This window comes from Lacrimispora sanguinis (genome assembly GCF_044987295.1).
GTDB lineage: Bacteria > Bacillota > Clostridia > Lachnospirales > Lachnospiraceae > Lacrimispora > Lacrimispora celerecrescens_B.
In genome coordinates, this window is the sequence record NZ_CP173277.1 from 1,658,316 (window position 1) to 1,674,631 (window position 16,316).

Sequence of the window (16,316 nt, forward strand, 5' to 3'; positions counted from 1 at the left end):
TCTATTATTGATCTGCAAACTGACTGTGGTACAGATCTGCATAAAATCCTTTCTTTTCCAACAGCGTTTCATGATTTCCCTGTTCTATGATATCGCCGTCCTTCATTACCAGAATCAAGTCTGCATCCCGAATGGTGGAAAGGCGGTGGGCGATTACAAAGCTGGTTCTGCCCTGCATCAATTTACCCATGGCCTTTTGGATCAAGACTTCTGTTCTTGTATCAATGGAACTGGTTGCTTCATCCAGTATCAAAATCTTAGGATCCGCTAAAATCGTCCTGGCAATGGTCAAAAGCTGCTTTTGTCCCTGGGATAGGTTGCTGGATTCTTCGTTGATCACCATGTGATAACCTCCCGGCAATGAACGAATGAATTCATCGCAGTGAGCCGCTTTTGCCGCTTCTATGACTTCTTCATCTGTCTTATCAAAATTTCCATACCGGATATTATCCATAACAGTTGCATTGTACAGCCATGTTTCCTGGAGCACCATACCGAACATGGATCGTAAGTCCCCTCTTGTAAAATCAAGAGTGTCATGGCCGTCGATCAAAATATGACCGGAATTTAATTCATAAAATCTCATCAGCAATTTCACAACCGTTGTTTTACCCGCTCCTGTTGGACCTACAATAGCGACCATCTGGCCGGCATTTATGGCGGAAGAGAAATCGTGGATAATCATTGTATTTGGCGAATAACCAAAACCAACATTTCTAAATTCTACATTTCCCTGGATCTCCTGCAGCTGGATCGGTGACTCGCATTCCGGTACTTCATCCTGCTCATCTAAAAACTCAAATACACGCTCAGCAGCTGCTGCTGTGGACTGCAGTGTATTGGATACATTGGCAATCTGGGAAATGGGCTGCATAAAAGACCTCATATATTGGATAAATGCCTGAACGTCTCCAATCTCTATCACCTTTTCTACGGTTAAATATCCGCCTAATAAACAGACACCCACATAGCCCAAGTTGCTGACAAAAGTCATAATGGGCATCATCATACCTGATAGAAACTGGGATTTCCAAGCTGACCCATATAATTTGTTGTTGATGGTACGGAACTTTTCTATTGCTTCCTTTTCTCCGTTAAATATCTGAACCACATTATGGCCGCTGTAAATTTCTTCAATATGGCCGTTTAAGTATCCAAGGCTCTCCTGCTGCTTCTGGAAATATTTCTGGGATTTCTTTACCACCCCCATAATTAAGCCCATGGAAACGAAAAGGACCAAAACAGCTACCAGGGTCATCCGAATGCTGATGGATATCATCATGATCACGATTCCCACCAGTGTGGTTACTGAAGTGATGATCTGGGTCAAACTCTGATTCAAGGTCTGGCTCACCGTATCCACGTCATTGGTGATCCTTGACAATATCTCACCATGAGTTCTTGTATCATAATAATTAAGGGGAAGACGGTTCATTTTTTCTGAAATATTTTTTCTGAGCTCATAAGTCACCTTCATGCTGATGCCTGACATGATATAGCTCTGAAGGTAAGAAAATGCAGCTGACACCAGATAAAGCACCACCAAAAGCAGCAGTCGGTTTCGGATATACCGAAAATCCGTTAATAATCCGGTCCCCATTGCCCAGGCAATCAGGCCTTCAAACAGCTTTGTCGTGGCCTTTCCTAAAATCTTTGGTCCAGCAATGGAAAATACGGAGGAAAAGCTGGCAAACAAAATCACGATGAATACGGAGGCTTTATATGGCTTTAAATAATCAACCAGGTGCAGCATGGTTCCTTTAAAGTCCTTTGCACTCTCTGGTTTGCCTTGCATTCCGCCTCCTGGGCCCATGGGGGAACTGGATGGTTTTTTCTCTGTCATTTCAATTCCTCCTCGCTAAGCTGTGACAATGCAATCTCCCGGTAAACTTCGCAGGTTTTCATCAATTCCCGGTGAGTTCCTTTTCCGGCAATTTTTCCATGCTCCAAAACAATGATCTGGTCTGCATTCATAATCGTGCTGATGCGCTGTGCCACCAAAAAGATCGTGCTGTCACCGGTTTTTTCACGAAGGGCCGCCCGAAGCTTTGCATCTGTTTTAAAATCCAGAGCGGAAAAGCTGTCATCGAACACATTAACAGGCGCTCTTTTTACAAGTGCACGGGCAATGGAAAGACGCTGCTTTTGTCCGCCTGATACATTTCCTCCTCCCTGGGCAATGGAGGACTCTAAGCCCTCTGACTTGGAATGGATAAATTCTGTGGCCTGAGCTGTATCCGCAGCCTCTTCGATCTGTTCCCTGGTGGCCTGCCGGTCTCCATACATCAGGTTGCTTTCAATTGTCCCAGAAAATAAAACCCCTTTCTGGGGAACAAATCCGATTGTATCCCGCAATTGGTGAATGGGCCAATCCTTGATATTGATTCCATCAATCAGGATTTCCCCTGACGTCACATCGTAGAATCTGGGGAGTAAGTTCACCAGCGTACTTTTTCCGCTTCCCGTAGCGCCTATAAATGCCGTGGTACGTCCCGGCATCGCCGTAAACGTAATGTTATGTAACACATCCTCATCTGCATCCGGATACCGGAACGATACATCCCGGTATTCCACAACTCCCTTGGGAGACTCTGGAATTTCAGCCGCATCCTTTGGATCTGCAATGGAGGGCTCCGTCTGAAGTACTTCAACAACACGCCTGATGGAAACGATCGCTCTTGGGATCATAATAAACATCATGGTCATCATCAAAAATGCCATGATGATCTGCATAACGTACTGCATATAGGCCATCATATCTCCCACCTCCATACGGAAGGAGGATACTGCCTTAGACCCTACCCATATAATCAGGAGATTGGTCAGATTCATGATCAGCATCATGGCCGGCATCATACCGGAGGTAACTCTATTGACAAACAAATTTGTTTCAGTCAGCCTTACATTCACCTTTTCAAACCGTTTTTCCTCAAAACGCTGGGTGTTAAATGCCCGGATCACCAGCGTTCCTTCCAGGCTTTCTCTTACTACCAGGTTTAATCGGTCAACCAGCTTCTGTACAAATTGAAAACTTGGCAAAACAACTGCAAGCATGCTGAATACCACTACCAGTAACAACGCCACGGAAAGTGCAATAATCCATGACATGGATTTGTTTTTATCCAGTGCGTGAATCACGCCTCCAACTCCCATGATCGGAGCATAAAATACAATCCTGATTACCATAACGATCAACTGCTGGATCTGGGTGATATCGTTTGTTGTCCTTGTGATCAGGGAAGAGGTGGAGTATTTCTCCAGCTCCGTATTGGAGAAGCTCTCTACCTTCGTGAAAATGTCCTGGCGAAGATCACGGCTGACACCAGCCGCTATTCTGGCGGCGATGAAACCCACGACAATCGTACAGCAGGCACTAATAAGGGCAATGCCTAACATTTGAAATCCCACTTTCAGAATGTAAGAGGTGTTGCCCGTTGTAATTCCTTTATTTACAATATCAGACATGAAATCAGGAAGTGATAAGTCACAAGTCGCCTGACTATATAACAATGCCACAGTCACTGCTAAAAATAAAATATATGGCTTAAAATACCGAAAAAATATTTTCATATCGATTCCCTCCTTTCCTTTCATCTCTAATTCTTTCTGTCAAACGTTTTGTAGATCTGTCTGTCTTTTCTAAATCTGTCTTTATCCTCTGCAATCTACTTTATTCCTCACATATCCTTTTCTTTCATCATTGATTCCACTTCTTTCTCCATTAGTTCCGTAAACTTTTTCCATAATTCAATTAATTTACTTGCATCCTCTTCTCCCATGCTAATAATTACCCGTTCCAGAAGATCACTCATACCTCCTGAACACTTCTTCCATAGTTTTTCTCCATCTTCCGTTAAGGAAACACAGATATTTCTGCGGCTTTTGGGATCTATTTCCCTGTATATTAAGCCCCTTTCCTCCAGTGAGTTCAGCATCCGGGATGCTGCCGATAATGCGATATTCATCCTCTTTGCCAAAGCGGATACATGAATCCCCTTTTTTTCCGGATTTTCATTCATACCGGTCCATATTTGATGCAGCGCAAAGAATTCACTGCGTGTGACGCCTTCCGGCACACAGTTTCTATGGATGCTTTGCTTTCTTCCCATCATCATAGCCAATTCTGTTTTAAACTTTTTTATGTACTCTTCCTGTCCATCCTTCACAATAAAACCCCCCTATTTTTTCACTTAACAATGTTAACAATTTTCAATGTTTATGATTCTACATCCATTTAAACGATGTGTCAATTATTTTTTCGTTAAGATTCGACACATTACTGGTAACTCATCCAGCATGATCCTGTAATGAAAAAATCATGGTCCCATCATGAAAATACCGGTGATCATGCATCTTTCACAAGAGCATTCCACCGGTATTCGATGCTATTAATCATAATTACTAACAAAAAAAAGGGAAGCCTGTTGATGCTCAAGCAAATCCCTTTCCTAAATCTATTGAATGTTAAATTTTCTTTATCACTTTTTAACCTTGTTTTCTCTGCACTGCCAGTTTTGCCAAAGCCTCCACAATATATACTGCCGGTAACTGGGAGGTTATATCCACCTTCATCTTCTTATAGACCGTCCGTTCCCTCTGGATATAATAAGAGATATTGTAATCAGAAATTTTAGCCAAAGTACTGTTTTTACTATTGGTAATTGATACGACCGTACTGTTGCACTGCTTAATAATCTCTGAATTTTCAATGAGTATGTCCGTTTCCCCCTCCACGGAAAGAATGATAATAATGCTTTCCTTGGGAAATTCTAAATTAATAGGAAACATGGGATTGTTGATTCCTGTGGCAAATATTCCGATGTTACAGAAATACCTGCTTGCATACTCCGCTATAATTCCTGAATTGCCTATCCCAAGAAAAATGATCTGCTTTTTTTCCGCGATAATGTTGGCGATAGACTTAAGCTGTTCATGAAACGATTCCGTCTCGATCCTTTGGAAAAAATCTATAATTGAACTGGAATCAAATCCCTGTTTCATTGGCTTTGTACTCTCATGCTCCATCTTGTATCTGATCTTAAACTCGGAAAATCCATTGCAGTTTACTTTCCTGCAAAACCGGGCAATAGTCGTTGTGGAAACATGGGCTTCATTGGCAAATTCCCGAATGGTCATATAAGGAATCTTCTCACTGTTTTTCAATATGAAATTATAAACCTCATAATCAAGTTCACTAAACTGGTTCAGTACCTGATTGGAAAACATCATCATATCCCTTTACCGCCTTTTATATTTATTGTTCAAAATTTGATCGTCAATATACTCCTGCAGGTTGTCTTTTTTATATTAGCATAAAAGGGGTGTATTTTCAATGAACAGGGATTCCATGAACACCAAAAGAAGTCATTGCAACTAACCTTTTTATGTCAGCATGCAATGACTCCTTTCACAGAAAAGAAATAATATAATTGGGAAAACTTAGCTGTTCTTAGCTTCCAAACGAACAATCGTCTCTTTAAACTGAGGTAAATGTTCCTTATGAGCAATTAATAATTCATCCAATACCGTCTTAGCAATTTTTCCGCTTGGAACCAGAGGATTTATGGTAAATGCCTGTTGGGCAGTTCCGTAATCACCGGTTACCGCTGCTTTAATGGTAGTTAACTCCATGTCTTTCATTAACTGCAGCAGTCCCCTGCTGGAGGGTTCAAAGGAACTCCAGGAAATCGGAACCGGACCGCCGGATGTTATGATGCTGCTTACTTCCACCACCACATCATCAGGCAAATCGGAAATAGCTCCATTATTTCTCGTGCTGACTACCATATGGGTACGCTTATCATTATAGATGGAATTAATTAACTCACAGGCAGCATCGGAATAGAAAGCCCCGCCCCGTTTTTCTAACTGCGGTGGCTTAATGCTTAAATTCGGATCTTTATACAGTTCAAACAATTCAGCCTCGGTACGTTTTACCAGTTCGGCACGGGTTTCCCCCTTAGCAAAGGCTTCCAATTCTTCCTGGAGCATGTCATCTGTAATATAATAATATCTGTGATACATGCACGGAATAATTCCAAGATTTAAAATCTGTTCCGGCAAAAATGAAATATTGGGGATATTTTGTACTCCCGAATTTGCGCTGGTAAAGCTCTTCAGTGCATTTTTCATATTTTCAACACTGGTATAAGCCGCTTCCAGTACCTCTCTGGTCTTTTCCTTGCCGGCTTTGTCCCAAACTCTGTGCCAGTGAAAATGATTCAGACCTCCAAACCGGAAGAACAGATCCTCCTCATTCTCCTTTAAAGCTCCTGCCGCAATCTTTCTGCAAAGAATGGGAACGTTACATAGACCTACTACCTTATTCCAATTACCATAACGCATAACAGCTTCTGTTACCATGCCGGATGGATTTGTGAAATTAACAAGCCATGCATCGGGGCACAACTCTTTCATGTCCTCCACGATGTCTAAAATAACTGGAATGGTACGGAATGCCTTTAACATGCCTCCGGCGCCATTGGTTTCCTGGCCCAAAATTCCATGGGATAAGGGGATTCTCTCATCTTTAATACGAGCCTCCAGCAGGCCGACACGAAACTGAGTGGTAACAAAGTCCGCATCCTTTAAAGCTTCCCGTCTGTCTAATGTCAGATGAATCTCCCAGTCAAGTCCTGCTGCCTTTACCATGCGCTTTGCTAAATTTCCGACAATCTCAAGTTTTTCTTTTCCTGCCTCAATATCTACCAGCCAGATCTCTTTTATGGGAAGATGGTCTTTTCTTTTTATAAACCCTTCCATTAATTCAGGAGTGTAACTGGAACCGCCTCCAATGGTTACAATTTTAATTTTCTTGTTCATATTTAGCCCTCCTTTTTATATATAAATTATAATATAAAAAAGAGGGCAAGAAAACAGAGGCAGCCCATCCAGTAACATAACAAACCGTTTAGGTACATGTTTCATGTAAAAGACACCTTGTGTTTTTTACTTTCCATTTGCATCTGCGGCCATCTGATCCACAAAAGCCTTGATTTCTTCATCTTTACATCCCTCATAAAAGCAATCTAAGAATCTTGGGATCATACATTCCTTCACCATTTGAGGATCCATGGATTTAAGAGCCTCTAAAAGTGGTTTTGCCACCTGCTTTTTCACTTCAAAAAGGAGATTGGCATTCCTGTTCTGCGCCTCTTTCCTGCCTTCCGGGTATCCCATCCCTTTTGGGGAACCAAATGCCCTGGTAAAAATATTGTTTAAATTCAGTTCCGCTCCCCAGCCAAAGCCCTTGGCAAAAGGAAGGGACAGAGCATTTCCGTTATTAATCTGCAAGAACAGATAAGCATCCGTCGGCTCTATGCAGTATCCGCAAACAACACCCGGATACATATTTAAGGACATCAATGCTCCCTGTCCTGTTCCGCATCCGGTAACTACAAAATCAACCGCTCCTGAATTTAAAAGAAGGGCTGACTGGATGCCTAAATGCAAGTAAGTGAGCCTGGGGTTTTCTTTGGTATATGCCTCCGGCACATCCTGATCTGACAGGGGTTTTTCCATTGCTGAATTGTATACCTGATGACCCATTGGTTCTGCTACTGATTTTAACTCCTTTAATATAATTCCGTTCTTAGGCGCCTGACTGAATTCATTTAATAATGCAATTTTCATTTGTTTCCATTCCTTTCCGTCTGTCTTTTTTGTCTAAACCTGTTTTCCTATGGCCTTATCCGCGTCCCTTCTCATCCTTAAGAAGTCCTCCTGTGACAGAGGAATGTCCATGGATTTTGCAGTATCCTCGATCTGGGACAGCTTCCTGGCTCCGCAAAGCACGTTAATATTAGGGGAAACCATGGAGTTCCACTTAATGCACAGGTTTGCAAGGCTGCACTGATACTTATCCGTTAAGTCCTTCCAGCCTGCCAACATCTCATTTGCTGTCCTGATATTCTCCGGCTTCCACCAGGTTTTTCCGTCCCGGACTTCTCCCTTTCTTGGTATATAGTCATCCGGTGCTTTCCCGGCAAGAAGCCCCTGTTCCATAGGGGAATAGGTCTGAAGGGTGATGCTATTTGCTTCGCAGAAAGGAAGGAGGTCTGTCTCAGATTTCCTGTCCAGGATGCTGAATTTTTCCTGTATCACGTCCAGCTCTCCTGCAGCCACATAGTCCTTAAGGACTCTTAAATCCACGTTGGACGCTCCAATGGCCCGGATTTTCCCCTCTTCCTTCATCCTCAAAAGCTCTCCCATCGTCTCTGCCACAGGTACCTTCCCATAGGTTTTGCATTGCCAGTGGGTGTAATATACATCAATGTAATCCGTTCCCAGGGCTTTTAAGCTCAGTTCCAAGTCCCGCCGTATGGCTTTAGGAGATAAATCCCTGCTCACAGTATTGCCTTCCTTTGTAAAATGCACCTCTCCTCCATGGTCATACCACTGGAGTCCGCATTTGGTGGAAAGGATGACACGGCTGCGGTCCGTTTGCTTTAACGCCTGCCCGATTACTTCCTCACTGTGTCCAAAGCCGTAAACCCTGGCAGTATCAATCCAGTTGATCCCCAGTTCCAGCCCCCTTAGGATTGTTTTCACCGACATTTCATCGTCATTGGCTCCCCACCATTCTCCGCCCCCAATTGCCCAGCAGCCCAGGGAAAAGGCATTGGTCCTGATTCCTGATTTTCCTATCTCTCTCATTTCCATAATCAAACCTCTATGATCTTCCTTTATGAAAACGCGTCCAGTAAATCTTCATAAGTAGACGCAGCTTGCAGTTTTCCCATGATGGCCTCATTTCCAAGCTTACCCGCCAGTTCCGCAATCAGGCGAAGGTGGCCTTTGGCGCCTTCGCTATCGGAGGGTACGGCAAACAGGAAGAAAAGGTCCACAGGCTCCTCATCGTAGGACTCCCATTCCACCATCTGCTCCGTTCTTCCCACTGCAATCCCTACCTTATCCACAAATTCAGATTTTCCGTGGGGGATAGCCACATGTCCTCCGATCCCTGTAATTCCTTCCTCTTCCCTTAAATATACATCTTTAATGTAGCCTTCCAGATCTTCTACGTATCCCGCCTTCTTAAGGAGGCCTGCCAGATGGCGGATCACCTCGTCCTTATTAACTGCTTTCATCTTTAAATCAATGACTCTCTTATCCAGAATCTCTTTTACTGCCATCTTGTTTCTCCCCTTACTTGATAAAATACTGATAGACTTCCAGAGACGACTCCAGCCGTTTCATAGCCTCCATGTTGTCGTCATTCTCTGTAAGCAGCAGAAAATCTTTATAAAACTGCTTTGTCCTTTTTATCTCAAATTTTGACGTCATTTTTATTGCAAGAAGGAATATGGTATCAACCATATCCTCATGCCATTTGACCGGTTTGTCTAAGATAGCCACCACAATGCGGGATTCATTCACCTCTGCCATGTTTCCATGGGGAATGGCAATTCCTCTGCCAATGCTTGTCGTAGTAGCCCTTTCCCTGTCAAATACACTTTCCAGATAATTCTGAGTCACATCTCCCTTTTCTTCCAGCCTCTTTACCATCATGGTAATCAGCTGATCCTTATCCTTGGCTTTAGGCCTTACCAGGATTAAATCGACCTCAAACAACTGGTGGCATAAGCTGTTAAACTGGAAATCCGGTTTATTCCTTAGTCTGGTGACATGGGCAGCCTTCCGCCGTATGATCTCAATTTCCTTTTCGCCTATGCGGTCTTCCACTATTACTACCCTGGAATCCTCGATATCCCGGCCGGATCCATTGATAATGATATCTGTTTCCGGATGATGGGACAATTTAAAATCATGGCGGCTGACCGCCTGTATGTCCGTGATCTCAGGAATGCTGTATTTAATCATCTCAATGGAAAGCTGGCAGGCAGCCATTCCCCTTTGGCTCACCAGCAAAGCGGTCAGGGGTCTCCCCTTTTTTCTGCGGATTATGGCAGCCTGGATATAAAGTGCAATCCCTGCCAGTTCATCCTCTGTTACCTGTACATCGTAATACTCTTCAAATAAGCTGCTGGTTGACCAGGCTGCCAGAAAGGTCTGTTTGTATTCGTTCTTAACATACTTACTTATGCTGTCTCCCGCAACCGTGGAATACTTCATCCGGAATATGGCAGACCTCATATGGATCAGCAGGCCTTCATACAGCATCTGGTCTCCGGAAAGGTCTGCTTCCAGCAGGTCACCAATGGTTTCGATTACCAGCTTTACAAAATGTTCCAGATTCTTATCATATTGCATGGCATAATCCTCGTCGCTGACATCGGTAAAGCTTTTCAGCTTTTTCGCCGAAAGCAAAAGCACCGCTAGAAGGACGTTATCATCCTCTGATAAGTCAACCTGATATTCCCTACCGATCCTCTGGTAAATGGATTCGGCAAAAGAATATTCATTGTAGCGCTGGATATTTTCCTCCTGCATATTGCTGGAAAGAAGTCCATCGTCAAGACCTTTACGGGAAACAGACAGGCATGTCATGATCCATACCATCTTAAAGGAATGATCGGCCAGCTCGATTCGCCAGGCGTTTTCCGCTTCCACGATCATGCGCCGGATATGGGCCGCATCCACTCCCGGTGCATAAGTTCCAAAGAGCGCCTCCATGATTTCCGGCAGCATATCCAGCATATAATCCTTGATTGCAATCCGGAAGCTGTACTCTTTCCCTATCAGGCATATTCCCTTGTTCCGTACGGCTGTTATTTTTATGTTCCGTTCCTCAAACCATCCCGAAATGTCTTTCAGCAGATTGCTGACGGTGGGAGGGCTTAAATAGAGACTATCCGCCAGCTGCTGAAGGGTTACGACTTCTCCTGGCTTCATTTTGAGAAGCTTGCCCATCAGCTGTATGTTCCGGTTATCGAAATCTCCGGCAGGGTTATCCCCAAACTCCAAGCGGCTTTCCAGTATTTTTCTCTGCCTGCCGTCAAGCTCCAGCCATATCCCGGTTCCCCGCCTCTTTTCTATTTTCCCTAGCCCTTCCGCCTCCAGCCATTCATCAAGCTGCTTCATACGGGTCCTTACCGTTTTTTCAGATAATCCCACATTATCGGCAAGCTGCAGTATGGTGTAAGTATCTCCGTTTAACAGACACTGCAATATTTTATTGTTATATAATGCGATCTTATCTTCCTTCAAGTAAACACCCCTATCCTTTAGGAATTACTCATTTCCTGCCTGCTTTGCAGCCCCATAAATATATCTTCCGCTGGAACCGATCACCTTCATATAGTCCTTTACAAACTGCTTGATCCCTGCTTCCGCTGCCATGCAAAGATGCATGTAATCGATCTCCGGATTCTTCCCAATCTCCTTAAGCATAGCTGTCTTGCCTGCTTCAAAGGCATCGGTGCATACATTAATCTTGTTGATGCCTCCGGCAACCGCCTTTCTTAAATTTTCTTCTCCGGAGCCGGATCCTCCGTGAAGCACCAAAGGGATATGTAACGTCTCTTTTAACAGATGAAGGCGTTCAAAATCCAGCTTCGGTATCTTTCCCTTGGGATAAGCCCCATGGGCCGTGCCAATTGCCACAGCCAAAGCATCAATTCCTGTCTTTTCCACAAAATCCATTGCAAGGCCAGGATCTGTATACAAATCCGTATCCGCATCGTCCTCTTGGTCCGCCTGGCCTACATGTCCCAGTTCCCCTTCTACGGAGCAGCCCATGCCATGAGCCAGGGCGGTAATGATTGCCGTACGCTTTACATTTTCCTCATAAGGTAAGGATGAGCCATCGTACATAACATTGGTAAATCCCCGGTTGATGCAGTCCGCAATGGTGTAAAAATCAGAACCATGGTCAAGATTTAAGGCAACCGGTACATGGACCCTTGATGCCAGTTCCTTTATCACCGGAAGCATTTCTTCTGCATGGGCATGATTTTTCATCTGCCCAGGCCCAAACTGCATGATAATAGGAGAATGCTCCTCTTCCGCTGCCATAATCCCCGCTCTGGCCATCTCTATGTTAATGCTGTTCATAGCCATAACACCGTAGTAATTTCTATTTGCATCATCAAGGATGGCTTTCATTGATACTAACATGCTTTCTTCTTCCTTTCCTTAATTATGCCCATGTTTTCTGGGCATAAAGGTATGCCCGCAGGGCGTTCCATATTATCCTCAGTCTTACTGGATATTAATATCCAAATCAAAGTCAAGTTCTTCCTCTTCTTTTTCTACCTGTTCTTCTAGAGGCTGCTTTAAAAATGCGTAGATAACTCCCGTCACCACAGACCCAATGACCAGTGCAATCAAGAACCACAAGGGGTTCTTCATCATGGGAACCACGAAAATACCTCCATGGCCTGCTACAGACTCACAGCCCATACCTACTGCAATGGCTCCGGCCACAGCAGAACCGATCATACTGCTTGGAATCACTCTTGCAGGGTCCGCTGCCGCAAAGGGAAGAACACCTTCCGTAATAAAGCAAAGGCCCATAGGAAGAGCTGTTTTAGCTGTTTCCAATTCCACTTTTGAAAATCTGTTTTTCCTTAATAAGGTAGCGATAAATATTCCGATAGGAGGGGTCATACCTCCGATGATCTTGGCAGCCATAGGTCCGTTAATCCCATCTGTTCCCAGAGCATTAGCAGCCATGGAGGCAGTCTTGTTAATGGGACCTCCCATATCAAATCCCATACAGGCGCCTATAACCCCTCCGATCACAGCCTTTGCTCCTCCGTTTAAGGAGATGATCCACTGCTGGAACACATTCATAACAAAGGAGAGTGGAATTGAGAACACACAGAGGAAAATCATACCGCATACCACGGTCGATATCACCGGTATGAACATAACCGGCATCAGTCCTACACACCATTTGGGAAGCTTCCAGGTCTTCATCCAGTTCACAAAGGATCCAATGATAAAGGCCATGAGCAGTCCCCCTAAAAACCCCGCCTTGGATTGGGACGAACAGTAGCCGATTACAATACCAGGTACGATTCCAGGCCGCCCTGCAATGGAATAGGCCACACCGGCCGTCATCACTGCTACCGCAAAATCCATTGCTATGGAACCTAATTTATTCACTCCCCACCAAAAGCCAATCCAGGAAAAGGGATTTAAATTGGTAAACGGTGTTGCCCCTGCCTCTACGGCACTGCCGATATCATATCCGCCAAACCCCTTTGCCAGTGCACAGAGAATTCCCCCACATACAACAATAGGAATCATATAAGAAATTCCAGTCATAACATGTTTTTTAATATCAAGTTTTTGCCTTGCCATTGTATTCCCCTCTTTCTCCATATTCTTTTCTTTGCTGCGTTTTGGCTACTTCCCCATTTTTTCGTGTATCTTTGAAATTACCCCTTTGGGAGATTTCATCACCATGCTGATTGGAATCTCCACGACCGGTTTTCCTGTAAAACGGTCTTTACTTACCCTGATATCTGCGGAAATTAGAATTACGTCTGCCTCCCGGATATCTTCAGGGGTAAGCTCATTTTCCACCCCAATAGAGCCCTGGGTCTCCACCTTGATGTGGTCTCCCAGTTCCTTTGCTGCATTTTCCAGCTTCTCTTTGGCAATGTACGTATGGGCGATTCCCGCCGTACATGCCGTGATGGCTAAAATCTTCATACACTTCCTCCTCGCTTTTTTAAGTTATATTAACTTTATCACTCAAATGGCTTCAACGGTAAATGAAAAGCGGCATAATGTTACGGTAAATTTTTGTTTGTTTCAAAAGGGCATGATACAAAAATACCCTGCAGGCTTAAAACATTCTGCAGGGCGTTTTCCCTTTTAAACAGTCCTCATTCAGAAAACCATACCTCCAACCAACATGACGGCAGGTATGGTGACCAGTGACAAAACTGTTGTCACAGCCAATAACTTTGAGGCGTACTGGCTGTTTTTGTTATACTGCAAAGCAAACATGGCTCCCGTTGCACCGCTGGGACAGGCAGAGGCTACTAAAATCGTGACGGCAATGGCATAATCCACCCTGACTGCCATGAGCAGTACCAAGGTAATGAGAGGGATTACAAGGAGCTTTGCTGCGCTGATCATATAGGTTCTGGGGCTTTTTAAACAGGAAAGCAGTTCGCTTTCCGCCAGATTCATACCGGAGATCAGCATCGCAACCGGCGTGTTCATGGCTCCGATCATTGATAGCGGATTACCCACTACTTCCGGCAGATGAAGTCCAGTTACAAAAAAAAGAATCCCTACTACAATTGCCACAGTAGACGAATTGATAAAACTTTTCACAGTAGACATCAGATTTCCGGTCTTTCCCTTCATCAGAAGGATTCCATGGGACCAGATCATGATATTAAATGCGGTGATATAAGCGGTCATAAAGAACACGCCTTTTACTCCCAGCAATCCATTGATTATGGGAATGCCGATAAAGCCGCAGTTGGAATAAATCATGGAGAACTTTTCCACTGACATATCTGGGTTTTCTTTGGAACGGATCAGAAGTCGGGAAAGAAGGATCGATAAAAAAATGCTGGCCACGGATAATCCCAAGGTAACAATCAATCCAATTAACAGTTCTCTGTCAAATTCCATCTGATAGGATACGATGATCATGCAGGGAGTAATCACATTTAACAGGATCGAAGACATCCTTTTACTTGTTCCGTTATCGGCAATTCCTGTTTTAAATGTAACTGCTCCGATCACCATGATAATGAACATTTCCATAATTTTATTGACTGTAATATGTGCCAAATTCATTTTTTTATGTTTGCACGGTATCCGGCAATCTCCTTATATAATTTTTATCTGATTTCTGCTCTTATATTTTTTACTATCATAGCATTGATCCTAAATAAAAACAATAAGACCCCTTTTTTACCTATACCGCTATTTCCTCACTTATTGACAAAAGGATGTTCTAATGATACCCTTTATGCATTGCATAAATCTGCCGCAATTAATATTTTGAAAGGATTTTATAGAAAGCATGAACACTACAAGAGATCTGATCAACGGCAATGAAACAAAGGCCATGATAAATTTCGCTATCCCAATGATCATAGGTAACATATTTCAGCAATTATATAATGTTGCGGATACAGTGATTGTGGGAAAGTTTATTGGTGCCAATGCCCTTGCTGCGGTAGGCAGTTCCTTTTCTGTCATGGTTCTATTGACCTCAGTCATTATTGGATTCTGCATGGGCAGCAGCGTGGTATTTTCCCTGATCTTTGGCGCAAAGGAAATTGATAAACTAAAAAACTGCTTTTTTACAGCTTTTATTTTCATTGGAATCGTCACAGTTATTATCAATGTGGGCTCTGTCATTTTTATTGATAAAATTTTAGCCTTTATCAATATTCCTGAGGAAATTTACTGGGATGCAAAAACTTACTTGCAGATTATTTTTTATGGAATCAGCTTTACTTATATTTACAATTATTTCAGCGCTGCCATGCGGAGCATCGGTAATTCGGTGGTGCCCCTTGTTTTTCTTATTCTATCTGCCATTATTAATATCGTGCTGGATATCATATTCGTGGTTCCCCTTAAAATGGGAATAGCCGGTGCCGCCTATGCCACTATCATTGCACAAGGTTTTTCAGCCATTGGCATTGCTCTTTTTTGCATGCTGCGCGTTCCTTTAATCCGTCTTAAACGAGAACATTTATATTTTAATAAAAGCATTTTCAAAAAAATCTCCAATTACTCCATTCTTTCCAGCGTCCAGTACTCGGTTATGAATTTTGGAATTTTGCTGATACAGGGTTTGGTAAACAGCTTCGGTGTTTCCGCAATGGCAGCTTTTGCAGCGGTCGTTAAAATAGAAAGCTTTGCTTATATGCCGGTGCAGGATTTTGGCAACGCCTTTTCTACCTTTATTGCCCAAAATATGGGGGCCGGGAAACAAAAGCGTATTTACACCGGAATACGCTCCGCTGTTAAAATAATAACCATTTACTGTGTTATAATATCTGCCTTAATATTACTGTCTGCAAAGCCTTTGATGTATATCTTTATTAATAAAAATGAAACAGAAATACTAACGATTGGAGTACAATACCTTTCCATTGTGGCAGGCTTTTATTGCCTGATTGGGTATTTGTTTATGTTTTATGGTCTGTTCCGTGGGATCGGGAAGCCAGGAGTATCCATTATACTTACCGTAGTAAGTCTTGGTATCAGAGTTATCCTGGCTTATATACTGTCCGCTGTGAATTGGATCGGAATTGTTGGGATATGGTGGTCGATTCCTATCGGCTGGGCTCTTGCAGATGTAATTGGTGTTATTTTAATCAGGCGTTATTATGTAAATAATCGCAAAACCGATGAAGTAATCGAGTAGGAGGAAATTCCTCTACCTGAGAAATTTCCGACCTCTCACACCACCGTGCGTACCGTTC

Annotated in this window: 14 protein-coding genes; 1 reads left to right on the forward strand and 13 read right to left on the reverse strand. The window is 43.3% G+C overall.

The features are described 5' to 3' along the window. Nucleotides 1-4: 4 nt before the first annotated feature. The 13 genes from ACHZES_RS07765 to ACHZES_RS07825 all read right to left on the reverse strand — a co-directional run bounded on the left by ACHZES_RS07765 (nt 5) and on the right by ACHZES_RS07825 (nt 14,670). Entirely contained in the window at nt 5-1,843 is a 1,839-nt protein-coding gene (locus ACHZES_RS07765; RefSeq protein WP_395548361.1) for an ABC transporter ATP-binding protein, read from the reverse strand. Continuing rightward, nucleotides 1,840-3,570, reverse strand: coding sequence for an ABC transporter ATP-binding protein (locus ACHZES_RS07770; protein ID WP_395548360.1), 1,731 nt, complete (start codon nt 3,568-3,570; stop codon nt 1,840-1,842). Before ACHZES_RS07770 ends, ACHZES_RS07765 begins: the two co-directional genes overlap by 4 nt. Nucleotides 3,571-3,677: 107 nt before the next feature. Continuing rightward, complete coding sequence (locus ACHZES_RS07775) at nt 3,678-4,166, reverse strand: MarR family winged helix-turn-helix transcriptional regulator (protein ID WP_051835058.1); 489 nt, start codon at nt 4,164-4,166, stop codon at nt 3,678-3,680. 319 nt (nt 4,167-4,485) lie between these two features. Next, the gene (locus ACHZES_RS07780; protein WP_395548359.1) at nt 4,486-5,232 is read right to left on the reverse strand and encodes a MurR/RpiR family transcriptional regulator; all 747 of its coding nucleotides are present in this window, start codon (nt 5,230-5,232) and stop codon (nt 4,486-4,488) included. Between the two features lie 207 nt (nt 5,233-5,439). Further along, nucleotides 5,440-6,822 (reverse strand): 6-phospho-beta-glucosidase, encoded by a 1,383-nt coding sequence (locus ACHZES_RS07785; protein WP_395548358.1) that lies wholly within the window; start codon nt 6,820-6,822, stop codon nt 5,440-5,442. Between the two features lie 126 nt (nt 6,823-6,948). Further along, nucleotides 6,949-7,632 (reverse strand): RpiB/LacA/LacB family sugar-phosphate isomerase, encoded by a 684-nt coding sequence (locus ACHZES_RS07790; protein WP_395548357.1) that lies wholly within the window; start codon nt 7,630-7,632, stop codon nt 6,949-6,951. A gap of 33 nt (nt 7,633-7,665) precedes the next feature. Further along, the gene (locus ACHZES_RS07795; RefSeq protein ID WP_395548356.1) at nt 7,666-8,661 is read right to left on the reverse strand and encodes an aldo/keto reductase; all 996 of its coding nucleotides are present in this window, start codon (nt 8,659-8,661) and stop codon (nt 7,666-7,668) included. 23 nt (nt 8,662-8,684) lie between these two features. Beyond that, a complete protein-coding gene (locus ACHZES_RS07800; RefSeq protein WP_038278996.1) occupies nt 8,685-9,134 on the reverse strand; it encodes a PTS sugar transporter subunit IIA in 450 nt (149 codons plus the stop codon). 13 nt (nt 9,135-9,147) lie between these two features. Next, nucleotides 9,148-11,109, reverse strand: a complete 1,962-nt coding sequence (locus ACHZES_RS07805) for a BglG family transcription antiterminator (RefSeq protein ID WP_395548355.1) — start codon at nt 11,107-11,109, stop codon at nt 9,148-9,150. 24 nt (nt 11,110-11,133) lie between these two features. Continuing rightward, nucleotides 11,134-12,018 (reverse strand): class II fructose-bisphosphate aldolase, encoded by an 885-nt coding sequence (locus tag ACHZES_RS07810; protein WP_154521750.1) that lies wholly within the window; start codon nt 12,016-12,018, stop codon nt 11,134-11,136. A gap of 84 nt (nt 12,019-12,102) precedes the next feature. Next, nucleotides 12,103-13,209 carry a PTS fructose transporter subunit IIC gene (locus ACHZES_RS07815; protein WP_395548354.1) on the reverse strand — a complete coding sequence of 369 codons (1,107 nt, stop codon included), beginning with the start codon at nt 13,207-13,209 and terminating at the stop codon, nt 12,103-12,105. A 45-nt stretch (nt 13,210-13,254) separates the two neighbouring features. Further along, nucleotides 13,255-13,563, reverse strand: coding sequence for a PTS fructose transporter subunit IIB (locus tag ACHZES_RS07820; protein WP_038279009.1), 309 nt, complete (start codon nt 13,561-13,563; stop codon nt 13,255-13,257). A 180-nt stretch (nt 13,564-13,743) separates the two neighbouring features. After that, nucleotides 13,744-14,670: an AEC family transporter gene (locus ACHZES_RS07825; RefSeq protein ID WP_404820347.1), complete on the reverse strand. Its 927-nt coding sequence runs from the start codon at nt 14,668-14,670 to the stop codon at nt 13,744-13,746. Between the two features lie 229 nt (nt 14,671-14,899). Here ACHZES_RS07825 and ACHZES_RS07830 point away from each other — a divergent pair, with 229 nt between their 5' ends. Then, nucleotides 14,900-16,258, forward strand: a complete 1,359-nt coding sequence (locus ACHZES_RS07830) for an MATE family efflux transporter (protein WP_395548352.1) — start codon at nt 14,900-14,902, stop codon at nt 16,256-16,258. Nucleotides 16,259-16,316 lie beyond the last annotated feature (58 nt).